17 protein-coding genes are annotated in these 22735 nt (G+C 38.0%); 7 read left to right on the top strand and 10 right to left on the bottom strand.

All coding sequences use genetic code 11. The features are described from left to right. Window positions 1-124 precede the first annotated feature (124 nt). The gene (gene basD, locus B806_RS0104850) at window positions 125-3067 is read left to right on the top strand and encodes an acinetobactin non-ribosomal peptide synthetase subunit BasD (protein WP_017402703.1); all 2943 of its coding nucleotides are present in this window, start codon (window positions 125-127) and stop codon (window positions 3065-3067) included. 47 nt (window positions 3068-3114) lie between these two features. Next, a complete protein-coding gene (basC, locus tag B806_RS0104845) occupies window positions 3115-4425 on the top strand; it encodes a putative histamine N-monooxygenase (protein ID WP_017402702.1) in 1311 nt (436 codons plus the stop codon). Between the two features lie 63 nt (window positions 4426-4488). On the opposite strand, the gene bauA is transcribed toward basC, so the two are convergent. The 5 genes from bauA to bauD form a co-directional block, all read right to left on the bottom strand. Further along, window positions 4489-6792 carry a TonB-dependent ferric acinetobactin receptor BauA gene (gene bauA / locus B806_RS0104840; protein WP_025466668.1) on the bottom strand — a complete coding sequence of 768 codons (2304 nt, stop codon included), beginning with the start codon at window positions 6790-6792 and terminating at the stop codon, window positions 4489-4491. Window positions 6793-6877: 85 nt separating this feature from the next. Next, a complete protein-coding gene (bauB, locus tag B806_RS0104835; protein WP_017386583.1) occupies window positions 6878-7846 on the bottom strand; it encodes a siderophore-binding periplasmic lipoprotein BauB in 969 nt (322 codons plus the stop codon). Between the two features lie 6 nt (window positions 7847-7852). Next, window positions 7853-8623 carry a ferric acinetobactin ABC transporter ATP-binding protein BauE gene (bauE, locus tag B806_RS0104830; protein ID WP_017386584.1) on the bottom strand — a complete coding sequence of 257 codons (771 nt, stop codon included), beginning with the start codon at window positions 8621-8623 and terminating at the stop codon, window positions 7853-7855. Beyond that, window positions 8620-9567, bottom strand: a complete 948-nt coding sequence (gene bauC / locus B806_RS0104825; protein WP_017386585.1) for a ferric acinetobactin ABC transporter permease subunit BauC — start codon at window positions 9565-9567, stop codon at window positions 8620-8622. Before bauC ends, bauE begins: the two co-directional genes overlap by 4 nt. Next, window positions 9567-10508, bottom strand: a complete 942-nt coding sequence (bauD, locus tag B806_RS0104820) for a ferric acinetobactin ABC transporter permease subunit BauD (RefSeq protein WP_017386586.1) — start codon at window positions 10506-10508, stop codon at window positions 9567-9569. The genes bauC and bauD overlap by 1 nt, the downstream gene beginning before the upstream one ends. Before the next feature lie 630 nt (window positions 10509-11138). On the opposite strand from bauD, the gene basB reads away from it, so the two are divergent. Beyond that, the gene (gene basB / locus B806_RS0104810; protein WP_079381085.1) at window positions 11139-13169 is read left to right on the top strand and encodes an acinetobactin non-ribosomal peptide synthetase subunit BasB; all 2031 of its coding nucleotides are present in this window, start codon (window positions 11139-11141) and stop codon (window positions 13167-13169) included. Between the two features lie 71 nt (window positions 13170-13240). On the opposite strand, the gene B806_RS0104805 is transcribed toward basB, so the two are convergent. Continuing rightward, the gene (locus B806_RS0104805) at window positions 13241-15088 is read right to left on the bottom strand and encodes an AMP-binding protein (RefSeq protein ID WP_017402699.1); all 1848 of its coding nucleotides are present in this window, start codon (window positions 15086-15088) and stop codon (window positions 13241-13243) included. Between the two features lie 393 nt (window positions 15089-15481). On the opposite strand from B806_RS0104805, the gene B806_RS0104800 reads away from it, so the two are divergent. Both B806_RS0104800 and B806_RS0104795 read left to right on the top strand, forming a co-directional pair. Continuing rightward, window positions 15482-16342: a siderophore-interacting protein gene (locus tag B806_RS0104800; protein ID WP_017402698.1), complete on the top strand. Its 861-nt coding sequence runs from the start codon at window positions 15482-15484 to the stop codon at window positions 16340-16342. Between the two features lie 190 nt (window positions 16343-16532). Beyond that, window positions 16533-17219, top strand: a complete 687-nt coding sequence (locus B806_RS0104795) for a pirin-like bicupin family protein (RefSeq protein WP_017402697.1) — start codon at window positions 16533-16535, stop codon at window positions 17217-17219. Between the two features lie 36 nt (window positions 17220-17255). On the opposite strand, the gene B806_RS20195 is transcribed toward B806_RS0104795, so the two are convergent. Both B806_RS20195 and B806_RS0104785 read right to left on the bottom strand, forming a co-directional pair. Beyond that, window positions 17256-17498, bottom strand: coding sequence for a hypothetical protein (locus B806_RS20195; protein WP_079381081.1), 243 nt, complete (start codon window positions 17496-17498; stop codon window positions 17256-17258). Between the two features lie 106 nt (window positions 17499-17604). Beyond that, window positions 17605-18228, bottom strand: coding sequence for a PAS domain-containing protein (locus B806_RS0104785; RefSeq protein WP_017402695.1), 624 nt, complete (start codon window positions 18226-18228; stop codon window positions 17605-17607). A 253-nt stretch (window positions 18229-18481) separates the two neighbouring features. Here B806_RS0104785 and B806_RS0104780 point away from each other — a divergent pair, with 253 nt between their 5' ends. Then, complete coding sequence (locus tag B806_RS0104780; protein ID WP_017402694.1) at window positions 18482-19450, top strand: threo-3-hydroxy-L-aspartate ammonia-lyase; 969 nt, start codon at window positions 18482-18484, stop codon at window positions 19448-19450. A 114-nt stretch (window positions 19451-19564) separates the two neighbouring features. Then, complete coding sequence (locus B806_RS0104775; protein ID WP_017402693.1) at window positions 19565-20476, top strand: ornithine cyclodeaminase family protein; 912 nt, start codon at window positions 19565-19567, stop codon at window positions 20474-20476. Window positions 20477-20567: 91 nt separating this feature from the next. On the opposite strand, the gene B806_RS0104770 is transcribed toward B806_RS0104775, so the two are convergent. Together B806_RS0104770 and B806_RS0104765 are read right to left on the bottom strand one after the other, a co-directional pair. Further along, window positions 20568-21188, bottom strand: a complete 621-nt coding sequence (locus B806_RS0104770) for a M17 family peptidase N-terminal domain-containing protein (RefSeq protein ID WP_017402692.1) — start codon at window positions 21186-21188, stop codon at window positions 20568-20570. Window positions 21189-21206: 18 nt separating this feature from the next. Beyond that, window positions 21207-22667 carry an alginate export family protein gene (locus B806_RS0104765; protein WP_017402691.1) on the bottom strand — a complete coding sequence of 487 codons (1461 nt, stop codon included), beginning with the start codon at window positions 22665-22667 and terminating at the stop codon, window positions 21207-21209. Between the last annotated feature and the right edge of the window lie 68 nt (window positions 22668-22735).

Genomic DNA, 22735 nt, shown 5'->3' with positions numbered 1-22735 from the left:
AGCTATTGATTCTTGGTAAATTTTCTTACATCTCGGCATAAATATTTAATTTGAATACCGACTAAAGAAAACTCTTAAGACGGACAAGCTATATATTCACAGCAAAATTGGAAATGATTAACAAATGCAACTGGTAATCATTTTCATTTGTTTGTATGATGCTGAAACAAGATTAATTTGTCAACCGAGTTATCGTTCAATGTGTGAATTAACTTCGATGCAAGCAGCCTGCTGGTTTGGTCGCTCTGGCAACGCAACTTTAGGTGGGGTTGCTGCCCACCTCTATGCAGAATTTGACGGTCAATTTATTGATCTACAAAAATTACATTTAGCACTTCAACGACTTTATAAAGAACACGCTATTTTGAGATTAAGTTTGAGCGCCGATGGCATCGCAAACATCATGGCTGAGAAGGCTCAACAGATATTAGAAGTCGATGATTTTTCAAAGCTTAGCGATCATCAAATTGAGCAAATGCTCATGCAAAAACGCGAGCAATGGACCCATCAAAAACTTGATTTAAGTCAGGGCCAGACTGCAAGATTTTCTGTAAGTATTCTTAAAAATAATATTTTCCGTTTTCATGTAGATACGGACATGATTGCTATAGATCCGTCCAGTTTTTTGAACTTGATGGAAGATCTTTCTTTGTTTTATGAAGACCCGGAAATATCATTCTCCCGTCCACCTAATTTTTTTGACTGGTATCAAAAAATACGGACAGCCCCTGACCTAAAAAAATTAAACCAACGAGACCGCTTATGGTGGAAAGAACGTCTGCCTCATATTAGCCCTGCTCCGTCTCTACCTTTCATTCATCAAGAATTCAAAACAGCAAAAAGTGATCGTTTAAGTACTTGGTTATCGCCGGAAGAACGAAAAGCATTACAACAACTTGCTAGAGAACAACACATTACCGTGACCAACCTAATATTAGGTTTATTTGCTTATACGCTTGGTCATGCAACCAAAGATCACAGCTTCCGATTAAATATTCCTACTTTTTGGCGCGAACCGGTTTTAAAAAATGTCGAAGGCACTATTGGCGATTTTGCTAATTTAGTCATTCTAAATGTCGATATGAAAGAGACAACTACCTTAGCCGCATTCTGCAAACAAATAGCAAATCAAATGCTTGAGTTATTGGAGCATTCACATTATTCGGGTGTTAATGTTCTACGTGACCTATCCCGTTATCATGGTAGTGCACAGATTGCTCCCGTGGTATTTACAGCGGCACTTGATTTAGAAAATGATAATTTACTTTCCGAACGTGTCCGCCGTGTTTTTGGCTCAATGAATTGGGTCATTTCACAAGGGCCGCAAGTTGCACTTGATGCACAAGTTGCTCATGTAGATGACGGTATTTTAGTTAATTGGGACATCCGTTTAGATGCTCTACCCAAAGAATGGATCACGAATTTATTTGAATCTTTCATTCATTTACTTAAAAATCTTGCAGCACACCCTGAGCAACTTAATACACAAATTATAAGCCCAGCACAAAATACCTCATCAGATCGTACGTCCCAAAAACCATTAAATGCATTACAACAAGCCTACCTATTAGGCCGAACTCAAGCCCTTCCTTTAGGTAGTGTTGCCATGCAAGAGTTTAGGCAGTATCACGGCACAATAGATATTGTTTTATTAAAACAACGATTGACAGAAATGGTACGGCGGCATGACAGCTTACGAACCTATATTGATAAAAATAGGTTAGTACAATATGTAAGCGATCAAGTGAGTGTCAATTTAAAAGAAATAGACCTAACTACATGGGAACCTGAACGTGCATCTCACCACATCCAGTCCTATAAAAATAGTTATACGCATGAGCTATTTGATTTAAAACAGTCGCCTTGGAATATCACCGTATTTTTATTAAAAAATAATCTATTAACAATTTTTGTCCGCTTTGATGCATTAATTTTAGATGGCCGATCTATAGCTTCACTTATGTTAGAGCTATTCGACGGGCAACAACATGATATCCAAACACAAATAGAAGAAAATGAAGCTGAAAATAGCTTGTCTGTTCATCAGGCAGATATGGCTTACTGGGAAAGAAAATTTTCTAAATTATCGGCTATTCCTACGCTTCCGTGGAAAACGCCCTTACAGCATTTATCGACTTCACGTTACCAACGTAACAGTCTAATTATAGAAAAAGCTCAATTTAAACAGTTGTCTAAAATTGGCGCAAAACATTCACTGTTTAAAAATTCAATCATCATGGCTATTATTTTGGAAGTGCTATCTCATTGGAACACTGAAAAATCTCTATGCGTTGCTGTTCCTACACTTCCCCTCTATGCCGGACCATTTTCAAATAGCTCTACGTTTATTGCTGTTGAGTGGAAAACTTCAGATCAATTTGCTGAACAAGCAAACCGTTTGCAAACTGAAATTTTAGAGGGTTTACAGCATCTTTCATTTTCAGGTGTTGATCTCGCTCGACTATTATTTGAAAAAGTTGGCACTGCTCCAGTATTACCGATTGTAATTACAAATGGTTTATCATGGCCTGTATTATCTGAATCTCATCCTATTCAGCAACAAGATGGACTGACCCAAACCCCTCAAGTTGCAATTGATATTCGCTTTAGCACAAGAAATGACGGCGCTTTAATTTTCGATATTGATTATGCTCAAGAAGCATTTCCTCCCCATATGATTGAGGATTTCTTGGACGCGCTACAATTGGCAATCAAACAAATTATTGGTTCAGAAATATTCAGTTTTGATCTCAGTAATTTTTTCAGTGAGCTTCAAAATAAACGACTATATTTTAAGAATAATGAGTCCGATCATTCGTCTATTCCACTTGATAATAATGCTAAACAGCAAAATCAACTACTCGATATTTATTTAGAAGTGATAGGTCACACGCCAAATAAGGAAGTGGACAACTCAACTCATTTTACTCATCTCGGGCTGCGTCCACATCATTTAAAGGTCGTTTCAAAACGTATTAATGAAACATACGCGATTCAGCTCTCACCTGTTCAACTTATTCAATGTCGCAATATTGCTGATGTAGAGAAACTACTAACACCACATTAATTCGTATTTTTAACTTTCATCATTTTGGAAACAGATAAAGTATAAACATGAAAAAAATAGATATTACCGGAATTGGTATTGGGCCATTCAACTTAGGTTTAGCTGCTCTTTTGTCTCATCATCCCGAAATCAAAAGCGTATTTTTAGAACGTAAACCAGAATTTCGATGGCATGAAGGGTTACTATTGCAAGGCACGACATTACAAGTTCCTTTCTTTGCCGACTTGGTTACTATGGCCAATCCTTGCCATCCCTTAGGCTATATTAATTATTTACATCAACATGATCGCTTACATCAGTTTTATTATTACGACAGTTTTTTAATTCCACGCCGTGAATATGACCATTATTGCCGTTGGGCTTCAAAACAATTACCAGATTGTCGATTTGGTGAAAACGTAAGCCATGTGGAATATGACGCCAAGCTCGATAAATTTATTATAGAAAGTGAATCAGCCTCGGGCGAAAAACAAAAATATATAAGCCAAAATCTAGCGATTGGTATTGGAACTAAACCTCGAATTCCTACGTGGCTTGAAACATGCAAACACCCTTTGGTAAAACATTCTGCGGAGTTTGCGAAAATTCAGGAACAACTCAATCAATGTAAACAAGTCACGGTTATTGGCTCAGGCCAGAGTGCAGCAGAATGTGTGCTTGCTTTATTTAATTCACTTACACCAGAACAAGTAAAAGCAGGTGCATCTATTCGTTGGATCACACGTTCTGCCGGCTTTCACCCAATGGAATATTCTAAACTTGGGCAAGAATGTTTTACCCCTGCATATATGCAATATTTCCAAAGCCTGCCTAGAGATAAACGTCGTGACATTGCTGCTAGTCAGGGCCTGATCTATAAAGGAATTAGCTTCTCAACCATTGGTGATATATATGATGTACTTTATGAGCGTTCAGTGGCCGGTGAAAAATCCGGTTTAAGCCTATACACAAGCTGCGAAGTTGAATCGATTGAAGAACTTGAATCGGGTTCTCTGCGTTTAACCTGTTTGCATACTCAACTCGATCAACGTTGCGAATTAGAAACTGATGCCCTTGTCGCAGCTACAGGCTATGTTCATGATTGGCCTGAATGGTTCCAAAATATGAAAGGTTCTATTTTAGCGGTTGATGATAAAAATGATTGTATTGTTCAAGAAGACTTTACCGCTTTACGTTGTGATCAGGGACAAGGTCGTATTTTCATTCAAAATGCCGAGATTTTTCAGCAAGGTGTAGGTTCTCCAGATTTAGGAATCGGAGCAACCCGAAACTCAGTAATTATTAATCAATTACTAGGGCGTAATGCTTATCGAATTCCTAAACAGTCTTCTTTCCAGCACTATGGTTTACCAGAATAAAATATGAATATCATAAAAAACCCGCGATTGCGGGTTTTTTATTCGGTTGAAGATTACAACAAATTAAAAGTCATATGATACAGATAGCATATACGTTCTTGGTGCGCCTAAAGCCAAATTCGTCAATTGTGGCTGTGCCCAATACGCTTTGTTGGTTAAGTTGTAGATATTGGCACGGAAAGTAACTGGGTGGTTCTCAACTTTCGTGCTATAGCGTGCGCCAACATCTAAGAGCGTACGCCCTGGTACGGACAAGGTATTTTCTGCATTAATATATTGCTTGGAAACTGCATTGATATTTCCTGATAAGGTTAAAGTCCCTTGTGCTACTTGAGTATCCCACTCTGCTCCAAGCTTAGCCTGATTTTTTGGCACAGCAACTGCTGTATGACCATCGTTTTTTCCACTCTTAGTCTTGGTAAGTTCAGGATCAAGATAGGTAAAGCCACCCATTAAACGCACATGTTCAATCGGTGAACCAAAGAATGACCATTCAATACCACGATTTCGTTGTTCTCCATCCGAAACAAAGGTAGATAAGTTATTCACAAGCTTTGAAGGATCTAAATAACTATTTGGTTTGGTAATTTCAAATGCACTCAATGTATGCGCAAATGTCCCCAAATCAACCTTCAAACCAAGTTCCTGTTGTTTGGTTTTTTGAGGCGGAAATATTTCCCCTCGATTTGATGCATTTGCAGGCGCCTGATCACCCTTTGTCAAACCTTCAATATAGTTTGCATAAACAGAAATTTTATCATTCGCTTTAATCAGTAACGCGACACCAGGCGTAGTTGCTGATTTAGCATTTTCAGGTAATGTATTAACAGAACTTGTTGCTTTTACATTCTGATGACGAAGTCCTAAAGTCAACTGTACTTTATCTTGAGCAAACGACAATGTATCGGCTAAACCGAAGCTAGAGGTAGAGAGTGTCGAATGCAATAGAAACGGCGGTGTAAATTCCGGTTTAGGCCCCCAATTTGGATTGGGATCATAAATATTCGTAAAAACAGGATCACCAAAACCTGGGATAATTCTATAACCATAATCATCTTGTGCATGATTATAGTAGGTTGCATTAGCGACCCATTGATGTTTCACAGACCCCGTCTCAAACTTGCCTTTAAAACCTGCATCTGCTGATTTTTTATCGACTTCAAAAGCAAGTTGTCCAAGTATTGAACTCAGTGTTCCAGTGCTACTCGTAATCGTCCCTGCACTTGCCCCATTATATTTATATTGGGTTGTACTTTGTCCATAAGCCGCATATGCCATCAACTGATCAGAAAAATCATATTCCCCACGAATCATGGCACCTTTATCTTTGGTTTCCACAGAACCCCAATCCGGACTAAGCAAGGTATCCGCTTTCGGTGGTTTCGGAATTCCAACTGCTGTAGAGACGTTAACACCACGTGTAACACCATCAACATGATCTAAGGCATCGTAAGCATCAACAAAAACACGTGCTTTTTCACCTTGCCAATCTAAGCCAAGCGAAAATAAACGACTTTCTTTCGATTGATCATTAACTGCTGCATCACCATCTCTATACATCCCATTGATACGAACGCCGAATTCTTTATTTTCACCAAATCTTCTTCCAACATCGACATGTCCACCAAACTGAGCATCCGACATATATGTCGTAGTCAATCGTGCAAACGGTTCATCAGCCGCATACTTGGTCACTAGATTTACCGTTCCACCCACCGATCCTGCTGGCGGCATCCCATTTAACAAAGCGGAAGGACCTTTCAACACCTCAACGCGGCTAAACATTTCCGGAGAAGTTCGATAAAATGGTGTGATACCGAAAAGTCCGTTCATTGACATATCATTCGTGCTCGAAGCATATCCACGAATATAATAGTTTTCACTCCAACCACCACTTGCACCGTTGGTATATATCGATGGATCAGTTGCTGCAATCACTTCTGTAATATCTTTTGCCTGTTTATCTTCGATATATTTATCGGTATAACTAATCGTATTAAATGGCGTATCTAGAAATTTTTTACTACCGAGAAATCCAACATTGCTCGAAGTTGCAACTTGTCCACCTGCATAAGTATCGTCTTGTTCAGCTTTTACAGTAATTGCTGGTAAAGCTGCTACATTTGTTTGAGCAGCTTGTTGTTGTTCTAAAGTTTTTGTTGAATTATCAATAACAGCAGCATAGGTATTTGATGCACATAGTACAAATACAGTGCCTAATGCATAGCCTAATCGAAGGGCCATTTGTGCAGATGCAATACCATTTAATACAAAAGAACGTTGATTAATTCTTTGATCATTCCCACTTTTAAAATTACGGTTATCGCTAACGTTGTTCATTGAAAGACCTTTAATGTTGTGATTCATTTTTTATTAACTATCTGCTTAAAATTCATAGCAAAATAGTGAAAATTTATGCTGTAAAATTTGATTAAGTGATGTGCCCAAAAATTTATTGATAGCCTTTTTTCACATCTTCCATCACTATTTTGAGTGAGGTTGGGCTTGCAGCCGTGGTATACCACGCATCTGCATCGACAAAAATGACACGACCGTTTTTCCACGCTTTGGTTTGACGTAATAATGGATTTTCAACACTGGCGGCATTAATTTTTGAGCGATGTTCCATCACAGCGGTTCGATCCACGATATAAAGAATATCTGGGTCCGCTTTTTTGATGAATTCACTCGAAATTGGTTGTCCATGTAGACTTGTATCCATCACACCACTTGCAGGCTTTACTCCAAAGGCATTAAAAATAAAGCCATAGCGTGACTGAATACCAAAATTACTAAATGCCCCATTGTTATGAAGAACGACTAACGCTCTTTCTGGGCGATTGGCCGTTACGGCTTGTACTTGCTTCACCTGTTCATCGAGTTCAGAAACTTTCTGGCGGGCTAAATCTTCTTTATTAAATATTTTTCCTAAAGTCATCATATGATCTTTAACCAGACCAATATGATTACTCTCACTATTGTTGAAGTTAATATCGTAGTGAATGGTCGGGGCAATTTTTGACAGTTCCTGATACTGATTAACGTGTAATGGCGTCATCAAAATCAGGTCTGGTTTTAATGCATATATCCGTTCCATATTGGGCTGTACAATTGCACCCAAATCCTGAATATGTGCATCTTTTTTATATTTTTCCAAAAAGTGTGGAACATAATCTTTTGGCATTCCCATAATCGGGACATTCAGTTGATCTAAAAAGTCAGCTTCATTCATATCAAGTACGGCAACGCGTTGCGGTAGATGATCTATCACCGTAGTTCCAAGCGCATGTTTTACCGTAATCGGTTCTGCTAGCTTCTGAGAAGCTTGAGTGGTATCTGCAACTTTTTGATCACATGCTTGTAGAGTGACAGCTGCCGCTATGATGAGGGCGACTCCCCCATACTTTTTCTTCCAGTTCATATGTATTCAAGCTCCAGATGAGTTGAAGTAATTACACATACAGCCACGCTCACTGTATGTAATTTCAAAATCAAGCTCGTACAGATCATTTAATTGCGCCTCTGTAATCACTTGTTCGGTTAACCCACTGAAATGAAGCTTGCCGTTCTTCAGCGCGACAATATGGTCCGAATAATTCGTGGCAAAATTGATGTCATGAATGACTAAAATCACAGTGCGCCCTTGTTCATCACATAAGCGTCTGAGTGCGCGCATAATTTGAACGGCATGTTTCATATCAAGGTTATTTAAGGGTTCATCTAATAAAAGTACGTTTGTTTGCTGTGCGATCGTCATCGCCAAAAATGCCATTTGCCTTTGACCACCACTAATTTCATCGATGTAAGATTTGCGCAGCGGCTCTAAAGAAAGAAACTCAATAGCCTCATCAACCACCTGACGATCTTGCTCGGTTAAAACACCACGGCTATAGGGAAAGCGTCCAAATGAAACCAGCTCTTCTACTGTTAAGCGCAAATTAAAGCCAGGTGCTTGACGTAAAGTCGCGACATGCTTGGCGTAAACAGCGGTTTTAATATCCGCAATATTTTGATAATTAAGAAAAATCTCGCCTTTATCCGGCTCAATTAAACGTGCCATCATCATGAGTAAAGTCGATTTTCCGGCTCCATTTGGACCAATGAGTGACGTCACCTGACCTGTAGGAAATTCAACATTTACGTCAGTCAGTATTGGCTTATTTCCATATGACTTATTGATATTCTTGACATGAATCATGCAACACCTCGGGTACGAACCGTCAGCGCAAGGAAATAAATGCCACATACGAGATTGACCAGAATGCTGACGGTCGTTTTGTAATTAAAAACGTGCTCAACTAAAATTTGAGCAGCAATAAATATGGCAATCGTGATGGCACAACCCATGGGCAGCGTTAATTTATGCTTATAACTTCTTGCTAGTGCATAAGTAATATTGGCAATGAATACGCCCATAAATACTGTCGGGCCAATCAGACTGGTAGATACCGCAACCAAAATAGCGATCAGGGCTAAATAGAAACTGACATAGCGGTGATGATGAATGCCTAATGAAATGGCTTGCTCACGCCCTAAAACCAGAACATCCAGAATAGGGAGCGCTTTTCTACCGAGGAATAGAACAATGACTACGGCTAGGCTGGCATAAAATAAAGTTTCTGGTTGAGAGCGATTAAAAGAAGCATAGCTAAGGCCTTGGAAAACAGAAAATTCACCAGGATTAATTTTGAGTTGAATAAATTGAGTAACCGTCCCGACGACCATCGTAAGGACTAAACCTAAAAGTAACAGGAGAAAGACATCATTTCTGCCATATGGCAATAACCACTTATGGATTACCCACGAATAAAGCAGCATTAAAACGATTGAGATAAAGAAATTACCATTTACCCCTAACTGACTTAATCCATGTGTCCCCCAAAAAAACAACAACAAAACTTGCCATAAGAGATAAATCGATTCATAGCCCATAATTGAGGGAGTCAAAATACGATTACCAACCAATGTCTGAAAAACAATCGAGGAAAAAGTAACGCAAATACCGGCTATTACAATCGTGGCAAGACGAAGAAGTCGGTTAGGAATGACGTAATCAAAATCTAACCCTGAGTTTAAAAATAAAAAACTTATTGCTAGGCAGATGACAATCAGATAAATCATCCATAGCTTTGTAATACGCATTATCTGAACTCCCTCAAAATGAGGATGAGGAAAATAATTCCCCCCACACCACCTGCGGTAAGTCCGATTGGTACTTCAAATGGATAAATGATTGAGCGGCCAAGAATGTCGCAAACCAGTAATAGAGATGCTCCACCCAAAGCCACAATGGGCAAGGTTTTAGCTAAGTTTTCTCCGTATTTCAGTGCGACCAAATTGGGGACCACGAGCCCGACAAAAGGAATGGCACCAACAGTAATTACTGTGGTTGAAACTGTAATGGCAACCAGTATTAAACCAATGGCGGCTATAGCTGCATAACTAAGTCCCAAGCTAGAAGCCATCTCTTCACCCATACCAATCACGGTAAAGCGATGTGCGAAAAGATAAGTCAGGACAACAATCGGAAAAATAATGTAAATAACTTCATAGTGACCTTGGACAATTTTTGAAAAATCTCCTAAAAGCCACCCTTGCATACTTTGTAAAATATTAAAACGATAGGCATAAAACTCAGCTAAGGCACTCAGTACACTGCCGTACATCAAACCAATAACCGGTACTAAAACCGTATTTCTAAAACGGATCCGGCGGATAATTGCGATATAAATTAAGCTGGCAATAAAACAAAAAATGATCGCAAATATCATCTTACTCAGCGTGCTGGTTACCGGAACTAAAGTTAACGACACTAAAATTCCCAGTTTGGCAGCATCTAAACCGCCCGAAGTTTCCGGTTCAACAAACTTGTTACGCACAATATGCTGCAAGATGACACCACATACCGCCAACCCGATTCCGGTGAGCACAATAGTGATTAAACGAGGGATACGGCTGGCTGTAAGAGTGAGCCAACTCTCATGAGAAAAAGAGAATAAGTTAGACCACTGTATTGGCTCAGCCCCGAGCAATAACGAGCAAATACATAAAACGATAAAAATAAAAAATAAGCCAAATTGCATCAGTGGCGTGCCCCACTTGAGCGTAATAAAGCCGATACAAATTGCAAATTTAGTCCCATCAAACTAAAGCGAGGGAAAATTTGTTCAACATTTGATGGGCTTATTAACCTTTCATGATTGAATATTCTCATGAAAATTCCTCAATTTTATCGAGACAACAGAATCAGTTCCTTTTGAATAGGCAAAATCACAGCCCTATTCTTAGGATCGTTTTTTTCATCTTTAAATTATTTTTGCCGAACCAATTTCGAATTAAATAAATATTAATCAATCACTTATTATTTATTTTCTATTTTAAAAATTCGTCATTCTCAATTGGCACCATCTTCTTGCAAATAATAATCTTGATGTAAATGAGAATCAATTATAGTATGTTTAAAGGTAAAATGTAACCCTACTGTTACATCAGTACAGTTCATGTGGACATCAACTCATTAGAAAAAGGTCAATTTTTGCAAACAAGCAAATCTATAACATTATGAATTATATGAAATTTAATCTAATGTAAAAATTTGCGAAATAAAAATTGATGAAAATAGCCATTTGATAAACTAGGATTCATTTATGTTGGAACAATTTTCCAAATCGCCCTCTCTCCTTTCGGTTACTGATTACGAAGAACATATCTGGATGTTGCAATTACAGCAGCCTGAACAAGTTAATCGACGTTTTAATCTGTGGAAAGTTAATCAAGGTTTAGACATTCAACTGCTCATTAAAGCAATTCACGACATTATTAAAACTACGCCTGACTTAAATGTCCGCTATACATTTAGTGACGAAGGCGATTTATACAAATATCCTTTTGATGACCATTCAGCTTGCCTAGAGTTTAAAAAGAGCAGTACAGAACAAGTATTTGAGCAGGTAGCTACCTTAAAAGCGCAATCATGGAATGCAGAATTTCATCCCCCTTTTTTTACAAATCTCGTAGAAACTGAACAAGACTATTTTCTTATTTTAGCGCTACACCCGATTCTTGATGAAAGCTATCAAAAGTCAGATTTCATTCAGGCCATACAAAATAGATATCAACAATATTCACCCAATAATATGCCATTGGTACTGACGGAAATTGATATCTCACATCATCTAGATACAAGTTTCGCAAAAGCGTCAGAACAACCTAATCAAACCTATGTGTCAGAAATTATTTTAGAAGAGTTCCGAAATACTCTCGCTGAACCAAAAATGAGCCAACATGATGACTTTTTTGATTTTGGCGGCCATTCACTATTAGCAACACGAATTATTGGAAACCTACTCAATAAACATGGAATTGAGATTCAATTTAATGATTTCTTTAAATCCCCATCTGCTGCTGATTTAGCCCAATATGCTTTCGTTAAATCTGCAAAAACTGAAAAATCCACCTTGCAAAGTGTCGATAAAGCCCCGCTTACTTTAGCTCAAGATTTCCTGTGGCAAGCTTATTCTGCGTTCGATTTTAGCCCAATTTATAACTTGCCATTTGCCGTAGAATTCCTTGAAGAAATTAATGAAGATATTTTCTTTCAAGCATTTACAGATATTGTTGAGCGCCATGCAGGTTTACGCACAATTTTTAATAGCGCCAATGGTCAAACCTATCAACAGGTGGTTCCTACATCTGAACTTCAACAATTCAAATGGTTTTGGAACAGTGCCGAAAGTCACGATGCAACGCTTGCCAGTGAAGCTTCATATAAATTTGATTTAACTCGTGAACTTCCCTTAAGAATTCGTTTAATTCGAAATGCTAAAGGCCGCCAAACTCTATCGTTTTTAGTTCACCACATGGTGATTGATGAATGGTCTTTAAATACGATTATGGCTGACCTTGCGCATGCTTATCTTGCTCGCTCAAATGCTCAAGCACCAAACTGGAAGGCATCCGCCCAATCTATTCTTGATTTTTCTTTACTCCAGCAAAAGCAAGGGATCAACCAAGACCATCTAAATTATTGGACTAACCTGCTAACAGGGGCAACTAAAGGTCTAAGCCTCCCTATTTCGCAAAATGAATTAAATGCTGAAAAGGAAAAACCTCCAGTCCAATGGCTCGAACTTAAATTTGCACCGGAAATGCATGACAAGCTCCTCGCATTTTCGAGACAACACGGCTCTTCTATTTTCGCAGTTCTCTATACTGCTATCGCCAATGCGTTACAACAACAAGGCGATTTAAAAGATATTGTGATTGGTACTTCTGCTTCTGGACGAACTGATCCCGAGTTTTTTGATACGGTGGGTTACTTTACGACCATGGTGGCGCATCGCACACAATTTAGCCCTGCAGATTCATTCCAATCATTGCTCCACAATATCAGCACAATGATTAATACCTCGATGGCCTATGCAGATATTCCAATCAACCATATTCAAAATGCATTAGGAATGAGCGCCGATGAAGGACTGTTATTTGATGTGTTTATTCATATCCATTCAAATAACGCTTTAAACGGCGCGCTCAAAACACCTCAGGGACAAGATCTTCCTTTTCGTCAGATCTTGCCAGAACGTGATGAATCGATGTTCGGATTACATTTTGAAATTATGGAAAATGTGATTGATGGACAACATCAGTTAAGCATGATCATTACGTATCAAGCCCACCGCTTTCCGACAGCAACAGTGCAAAGTATCTGTGAAAAAATTAAGGCAACCTTAGCTCAAATCTAGTTGCCCTAAAACCCACCATGTGCTTAAAAGCAAACAACTCAACTCCGCTTTTAAGCACATTTCAATTTTTTCTATTTTATTTGTTGCTCTACTTTATTCACCACATCCTGAATTGTTTTGCAGCTAATGAGTGTATAAAAATCAATTTCTGTATTGAGCTTCTGAGAAAGTTTCTGAGCAATACTCATGAGTTGTTTCGGACGAATTCCTATCGCTAATATTTCACTTCTATAAAAAATATCCATTCTTTCAGCTTGGCTGTCAGCTATGCATTCACGGAAAACCGATAACACCGAATCTCCTACCTCAGCGACTGATAACTGTGTTTTAGAGGAGTTTGTAGACAACATAGAAGATACGTAAATTTTCCCCTGAGCGATTTCTTGCACAGCTTTACGATCAATTTTTCCATTTCGGGTTAAAGGTATAGTTTCGACGGCCAAATATTTCGAAGGAATATGTGAACTCGGTAAATGTACTTTTAAAAAGTTCTTTAATTCGGGGCTATTTAAGCGAGTAGTTTTGTATTTATTTTCTAGGGTGTAAACGGCGGCTAACTCTTGAGTTTCAGTTGTTGGGTGTACACAACTTACTATCACACAGTTATGAATATACGGGTTCTTCGTTAAAGCATTTTCAACCTCGGCCGCAGAGATTCTCACGCCTTTTATTTTTAAATAACCTTCCTCACGTCCAGCAAAAATAATATTTCCATCTTCCCTAAAATATCCTTGATCACTCATGCGAAAAGCAGTTTGAGTTTCATTTTCACTCACTTGAATTTCAACGAAATCTTTATAATAAATCTCCCCATCAAGTAAATAACCATTTGATAAATTCAGGCCGGTCATATACATCGTACCGACCTCGCCCATTTGGCAAGGTTTTAGATTTTCATCCAAAATATAATAACGGTTATTTTCTAAAGCTTTTCCATACGGAATAATTTCCTGATCTTGCTCATTTATTTCATGCCATATACTCCAAATTGTGGTCTCGGTAGGCCCACCTAATGAAAATAAACGAGCGTTAGGCAATTGTTCTCTTAACTTTGCTATAAATGAAGGTTTGATATAGTCGCCGCCTTGGGCAATTAAACGCAAAGACTGTAGTTGTTCTTTTTGAGCTACACTGAACAACATATCGACAATGGCAGGCACACTGCTCCAAAGCGTAACCTTGTAGCGATCTACTAAATTGGCCCAGACAACAGCATTTTTACTTTGCTCAAAGGATGGCACCACCAAAGTTGCACCCACTGCCATTGAAGCAAAAACATCAAATACCGACATATCATGATGAAATGGTGTTACCGCCATAATCACATCATCCGCAGTAATTCGCCATTCCGAGATCGTCTGTTGTAGCGTGTTTTCTGTGGCTTGATTATTTAAGACCACACACTTCGGAGTTCCTGTACTTCCCGAAGTATATAAATAATATGCCGGAAGTCGGTTAATTTCGGCATTAAAGCTCGGTTCATACTCAGTTGTAGCCGATAAAATTTCATTAATATTTAGGTTTTGAACACCTGCAATGGATGAGTCACTCACCACAACATCTGCCCGACTATTCGTCAATAAATAGTTCAGTCTCGACGGCGGTGAATCCATATCTACAGGTAGCCAAATGATGCCAGTAAGCGCACATGCCAAAGCGGTATAAATATGCTCAGGACTTTTTCTCAAGCAAATTGCAACCACAGACCCTGTCGCCAAATCTTGCATTTTTAGCGCATACATGACTTTGGCGACCTGAGTCCCTACCTCAGCATAACTAATGCTACGGTCTTCAAAAATAAGTGCTGTTCGATTGGAATTTTGATCAAAAATATTTTCATAAATTCGCTTTAAGAAATTTTCTACGTTGTTATTTTTATCATTCATTTGCCCTAAATTTTGACTCAAATCTTTTAGCATTTATCTTGGTCCTCACCCTATTCTTTATGCAATACCACCCAACCTAATATTCAAAACAAAGTTATAAAAATGTCGTCTTTATACCTGTTTGTTCGAATAATAGATATCCCAGCACAATAATACAAATGATAATCATTTACAATTAATATTAAGATAAATATCAATTTCTCCCCTTTAAAAGCCATTTATGAAAAATGATAAATATCAAAACAATAAGATAATTTTTAACCTTAGGTCTAATCGTTTAGAGGTCTATATTTATGATCTAAAAACCACAATTAATAATGATTATTATTTACATCTAGAGCCAACTTGGTTATCGTAATGAATAGAGAGACTACATCTATATCAATTATTACGCTCTATAGTAATCATGAAGCTTGGGTTATATGTATGACAAAAATTGCAGAAAAATCGAAACAAGAATATGGCGACTTACTAAAAGAAAAAGACCATCTACAAGATATGGAACAGCTTGAGATGACTATCGTCTCGATCCATACGCCATACCCATCCATTGTAAGAATTCAAGGAAAAATCAACACATTACAGCCGGAGCTTTGGCAAGCTCCTAATTTGGCAATTCGGTTAATTGTGAGCAATCCGCCAGAGGGACAACCCATCTCACGCGTCTATACGGTCCGTTCGTTCAATCCTGTAAACGCTCAAATCGAAATTGATTTTGTTAAACATGAAGATTTAAGCCCAGCAATGGAATGGCTTAATTCGGCTCAAGTGGGTACAAAAATCGGGCTTATTGGCCCCCGCCCTCATTTCATTCCCAACTTCATACATAAAAAACATGTGGTCATGTTTGCCGACGATACGGCTGTACCTGCGTTATATTCAATATTGAATGAATGGGAAAATGGCGTAAGTGCGGATATTTTCATTGAAAGTTTTGAAAAAGATATTGCTAACCAATTACCCCATCATGACCATGTTAAAATTCATTCTTTCCATAAAGAACATCACACGCCACAAAAAGGTCTTCTTTTAAAAGCAGCATTTGCACTAAAAAATTATGACAATATTACAATTTGGGCGGCTTGCGAACGTAAAGAAGCCAGAGCTTTACGCCAGTTTTTTCTAGAAGATAAACAGTTTAATAAAAATGACGTGCGTATTGCTGGCTATTGGAGAGATGGCGTATCAAGTTCAGAACTAGACATACTCCGTGCTCAACATTATCAAAAACATATTCAGCAAGGTAAGACATTGAATGAATATGATGACCTTGATTTAGCAAATTAAGATCAGCAATCATTTGAATAAAACCTGCTTTGTGCAGGTTTTATTTATGAGTCAACATACATCTATAAATATAAAACTATACGACCATATCAATTATGCAACGACATGTTGCAGTTAACCTATTTTTTAGCCCCATATAGAACATTATTATATTTCTCAAGAGATAAATAAAAATTTGGGAGATTAGATCATGAATGCTTATCTACATCGTAGTGAAGATCGAGGTCATGTAAAAGCAGGCTGGTTAGAGTCTTATCATAGCTTTTCATTTGGTAGCTGGTACGACCCTAAATATATGGGTGTAAGCGCTCTACGTGTAATTAATGACGACCAGATTGATGCGCATAATGGTTTTGGTACGCACTCCCATGACAACATGGAAATCTTAACTTGTGTGCTAGATGGTGCAATTTCACACCGTGATACGATGGGAAATGAAGGCCAAATTAAGGCGGGTGAATGGCAACTCATGAGTGCCGGCACAGGTGTTGCCCACAGTGAAATCAACAACACTAATACGCCTGTACATTTACTACAAATCTGGATTATTCCTGATGAAAGAGACGCAGAGCCAAATTACCAGCAAATTAATCTTGACCCGCGTAAAGATCCAAACAAATGGCATTTAATTGCAGGTCCTGATGCAAATGCACCAATGCATATTCGCCAAAATGCAGAAGTAAAATCTGCAGTATTGGAAAAAGGATATGAGTTAACTGTTGATACGGTTAAAAAAGTGAACTATGTGCACGTGATTTCAGGTGTAGTTCGCATTGGCGATCAAGAAGTTAAAGCAGGCGATGCTTTAGTTTTTGAAGATAAAGCGACAATTCACGCAATTGAAGACAGTCAATTTATCTGGTTCGATTTACCTTAAATCATAAAAAAAGCCCTTTGCATAAAAGGGCTTTTTTTAATCTCCCCCGCCACCGCCGCCATCACATCCTCCTGAATCTGAAGATGATGAACAGTCATTTGAGTAACTAGAGCTATGATGATGACTCGGACTATTATCGTGAAAATGATGTGTTGAAGCAGATGAATGATCATGCTCACCAGATGGTGAATAATTTTTTAAATTTCTGAGTAGCGCGATTAAACAAATGAGTCCAATACTAGAAAAAATTACTATGAATATAATAATAAATAACTTCAAATAACGACCTCCTAGATCAAGCTATAGAGATGCTTGTTGTGTTCCCATTTATTATATGAGTCATGTTTAATAAACAAATTGTTTTTTAATGAATAAGATAAAACTTTTAAGTTTCCTTCACATACAAATAGGCACTCGCTCTGGATATACCCAAATGTTGTGCAACCGTCTCCACTGCCTTTTTAATGTCTAATAAGCCATTGTTCTTTAACTCATGGATTAATTGTTTTCGCTCATTAAGTTTTAACATGCGCGGTGTAGTAGCATGTTTTGATGCAAATTGATCAATATATCTTCGAATTGCTTCTGTACCATTCGGTTCTAAATTTTCAATAATGTTATTAGTTTCAATTTTAGTAAACTGATCTAGAGCGCTTTGCATTCCTCTAAATAGAGTTAAATCAATATTCATACATAAAGCAGCCACATACTCGCCTTCTTCATCTTTAATACCAATAGAGGTACTTTTTGCAGGTCGACCATCAGCAAACTGGTTTGCGTAGTTTGAAATGAGGTTTGGAAACTCTGGAGACATAATTCTAGCCAGTCCTAACTCGGTTGCTGGATCTCCAATTTTTCGGCCTGATAGATTGTTATGTATAGAGAGTATGGCATGCTCAGGATTTGTTAAGTCATGGACAACAACTTCGCAAAAAGGAAATAGTGTTTCACTTAGCCCCTTCGCGATGGTATCTAGTTGAGTGAGTAAATGTTTATCACGATTGCCCAATGTATTTCCTCCTAATGACTTAATTACTATTTCAAACCTAGAGTAAAGGATGTAATAGCAATTTAGACTTTTTATCTAATTTTAAACTTAATGTAAATCAAAATCTTATATCTCATTGTTATCACATTAGAAAATAAAATTAGACATTTTATCTAAACATATATATTTTATCTAAACAAGGTCAATATATTGAGTGTTCCTTGCGCAATAGGAAATCTTGCATCTAAAACATTGAATAGAATTAGGTTTAATTATGAAAAATTTAACCCTTCCCACTTATGAAGATGTAGCAGCCGCTGCTGAACGTATAAAAGGTTTTGTAAATAAGACTCCTGTTTTAACTTCACGTACGGTTAACAATGAATTTGAAGCAGAAGTATTTTTTAAATGTGAGAATTTTCAGCGTGTTGGTGCTTTCAAATTTCGTGGTGCAATGAATGCACTTTTGCAATTTAATGACACTCAAAAAAAAGCGGGTGTGGTTGCTTTCTCTTCGGGAAATCATGCACAAGCAATTGCACTTTCAGCAAAAACTCTTGGTATTCCAGCCATAATCGTTATGCCCCAAGATGCTCCTGCTGCAAAAATGGCAGCAACGCGAGAATACGGCGGTGATATTGTTGAATTTGACCGCTATACGGAAGATCGGGAAAAAATTGGAAAAGAAATAGCTGAAAAAAATGGCCTGACACTCATTCCATCTTATGACCACCCGCATGTAATTGCAGGTCAAGGTACGGCTGCAAAAGAGTTATTTGAAGAAGTAGGTGAATTAGATTACCTGTTTGTATGTTTAGGTGGCGGTGGTTTATTAGCAGGTTCAGCCCTTTCTGCTCGCCATCTCTCTCCTAACTGTAAAATATATGGTGTTGAACCTACTCTAGGAAATGATGGACAAATGTCTTTTAGAAAAGGAGAAATTGTTCATATTGATACGCCGCAAACCATTGCAGATGGTGCTCAAACGCAATATTTAGGCAAATTAACATTCCCTATTATTCAAAAGAATGTAGATGACATTTTGACAGTAGAAGATGAAGACCTCATTAGTTGTATGAAGTTCTTCGTTGAAAGAATGAAGATGGTAGTTGAACCGACAGGCTGTCTTGGATTTGCTGCTGCACGTAATTTAAAACATGAATTAAAAGGCAAACGTATAGGCATCATTATTAGCGGTGGAAACGTTGATATTTCTAAATATGTAGAGTTTTTATCAGCTTAATAAAAGTCGATATCTATCTACGATGTCAACTAAAACGTCATAGATAGACTTTCAATATGCACATGCCTCTCGACTTAGTCGCATCTTAATTTAAATAAACTTTTGGAGATGGTGATGAGATTTATTTCTGAATCTGAATCTTCTGCTCTCATCAATCACGAACTGGCTTATGACGCCATTTACCAAGCTTTAATTGCTGCAACCCAACCAGACACAAAAAGTTTTTCTGTGGTGCATGGTCAAGCTTCCGATAGCAAAAATACATTTAGTGTTAAGTCATCGGCGACTCAGCATTTAGCTGGTCTTAAAATCGGTTCTTTTTGGGAAGATAATCCTAAAAATGGTTTGCCTCGACATAATGCGCTGATTTTATTATTTAATCAGGCCAATGGAAAAATGGCAGCAGCCATCGAAGCAGGTAAAGTCAATGTATTTCGTACCGCAGCTTCTAACGCAATTGCAACTCATGTACTGGCAAGAAAAGATTCAAAAATATTAGCCATATTTGGCACTGGAAATCAGGCTAAATATGAATGCGAGGCATTAGCGAGAATTAGAAATTTCGAACAGATTTTGATAGTAGGACGCGACTCAGGTAAAGCTGAAAAAATGGCAGAAGACCTCAAACACTTAGGGATTAAAACTGAGGTTTCAGAAGCAAAAGAAGCCTGTGAACAAGCCGATATTATTGTGACCGCGACTTCCTCACACGCTCCTCTTTTTAAAGCAGAATGGGTCAAAGCTGGCACACACATTTCATCTATGGGGTCTGATAAACAAGGTAAACAAGAGCTTCCACCACAGCTATTTCTACATAGTGGTTTATTTTGTGATCTTAATACTCAGTCCAAAGTCATTGGTGAATTCCAACATGCGCCTGAGTCTGCCACTTTAACAAATATAGGTGATGTACTTTTAGCCAATGCCCAAGGGAGACAATCTCAGGAACAAATCACAATTTATGATAGTTCAGGGTTATCTATACAAGATTTATATATCGCTCAGAAAATTTTAGAAATTTCTTAATATTGATCATTAACTGCATCGTTTAGGCTGATGCAGTTAAATTAAAATCATGTTACTTTTCATAGTACTTTACCAGATTCTGTTTTTACAATCAGAATTCATCTTGAGTAAAAATTTTAGAAGAAGACTTTATATATTGCTCGGCCTTCGCCTCATAATTTTGAAAACCCGCATCAAAAACCCATCTTTCAATTTCAGATTTTTTGACTAAATTTTGCAAATGAAGCTGATGATGTCGGTCTAGTTCCTCTTTGAGAGCTTGCAGCATTACTTCATTTAAACCAGAGGGAGGATTCAGACCTGTATCTAAAATACTAGGGGCAAATGCCACACTTTTGAGTTCCAATTGATGAGCTGTTTTTACAACAGTTTTTATCGCGGTCTTGATTCTCTCTAACGTAAACTCTTCTGGAGCGCCCATTCCTATCAGTAAAACTTTAGTGGCTTGTATGGTCGATGGCGTTTGATTTATTAAAAGAGCATCGTTCAATTTCGCACTGAACCAATTATTTTTCCGTATTTCATTTAACCCTCCATTTAGTGCTTCATCTAAATGTGCTAAACCGCCCGAAAAAGAACGGTTATTCATTTCATATTCAAAAATACAAGCACAGGAAAGTTCAACCTCAGCCGAGGTGCAGTCCCAAGTCACCAGTTCAATATCTAGATTTTGATAATAGCCAATTTTTGTTTGCTTTAAATCTGTGCCCATATTTTTTCTCTTCTCGATTTACCATCCATATTTAAGTTCAACACCTAGATAATTTGAGTCTTTACCTCCAGCTCTCTTAATCGTGTCTCCGACTTCAAAGTGTACTCCTTCGGCAGCAACAGACAGATTAGAATTTATTTTTTGATCTGCTCTTAGTTGAACATATGCTCCCGTCCAGCTTGAACCTTGTCCTGCTGTGTTCGCCATGCTGTTATTGCCTTGGAAATAAACTGCATCATTGGTGGTTTCACGCCATTGAAAACCTAATGCGGTTAATAGGGTGAGTTTATCGGAAGGCTTAAGTGTAAGAGATGGTTTGATGTGAATGATATTGCTGTAGCCACTATAACCCGCCAAAGTAAAATATGAGCCGTTTGCAAAGAGCTGGTTAAAAGTATTGAGTTCATTATCGTTGGCGCTTTTATCACCTGTGGCTATATCAAACTGGACGCCTAAACGTGCTGACCAAGCTTGTTCAGCAAACGTATATCCCGTAATGCTACTGAGTCCCCATGCTTGAATAGATTGTCCGCCAATCTTTCCATGTTGCAGCATGCCTTCAACATCCCAATCGATATTATTCTTTTTACCCATATGGCGAGCATCATATAAGTCTCGAATTTCATTACCCTTAACGCTTGTAAAAGATGCATTATCTCGTTCATAACGTGAGTAATAACCAGATAACTCGCCTCCCCACACATTTTGTTTATCTACACGAAAGCCGCTAAAACTTAAATCGCTTTTCGAGTGGTCATTAAAAGTTGAATCTTTTTCAATCTGAACAGGTCTAGTGAGATAGCCTAAAACTCTCCAATCGCCATATTCATAACCAGACCAAATGCCATCAAAAGCTTGTCTAACGTTTGGCCCTTCGCGATTCGAAATAAAGCGCTGCAAGTCAAAAGCCATCTCTTGACGCCCAGCTCTAAACTTAAAAGTTCCATTATTTAAAGGGCTCACCCACGCAATAAAGGCTTGTTCTACATCAAGTCTATTTTGATCGGTACTGCTAATATTCTTTTTATCAAACGCTCGCGCATCACTGAGCTGAGTAAATAATTGTAAATGATCACCTATACGTGCATCGGCATGAACTTGTAATCTTTGAATTAAATAGCGATCGGCTTGATTATTTCCGCTACCAAATCTCGCATTATTATTGACTTCAAAACGCTCGCGAATATTTGCCCCTAGTGATAAATAATTATTATCGCCAAAAGGTATATATTTAAAATCATCGCCTATTTTCTTTGGCACACATGGATTTTTTAAAACATCCCAATTTTCTTGCCAGCGATTCGTTGAGATTTTTGGACGAGTTGGACATGCATTTGTATTTGAAGCTTCATTTTCTGCATGAGTAACTTCATAAAAAAATAAACTCCCCGTCAGCAATAAACTTATTTTAATTATTTTACGGTAAGTTTCTGAGCACTTAATTCGATATTTTCTATCTTTAGAAATATGCTGGGCCATCTAGTTTTCCACGGTAATCAATAGGTCATTGCAAAGACTTAGTCGTTTACACCCACATTGCCCTTAAG

The sequence above is a fragment of the Acinetobacter sp. TG2027 genome (assembly GCF_000302435.1).
Classification (GTDB): Bacteria; Pseudomonadota; Gammaproteobacteria; order Pseudomonadales; family Moraxellaceae; genus Acinetobacter; species Acinetobacter pittii.
This window is presented reverse-complemented; position numbering and strand designations above follow the sequence as displayed.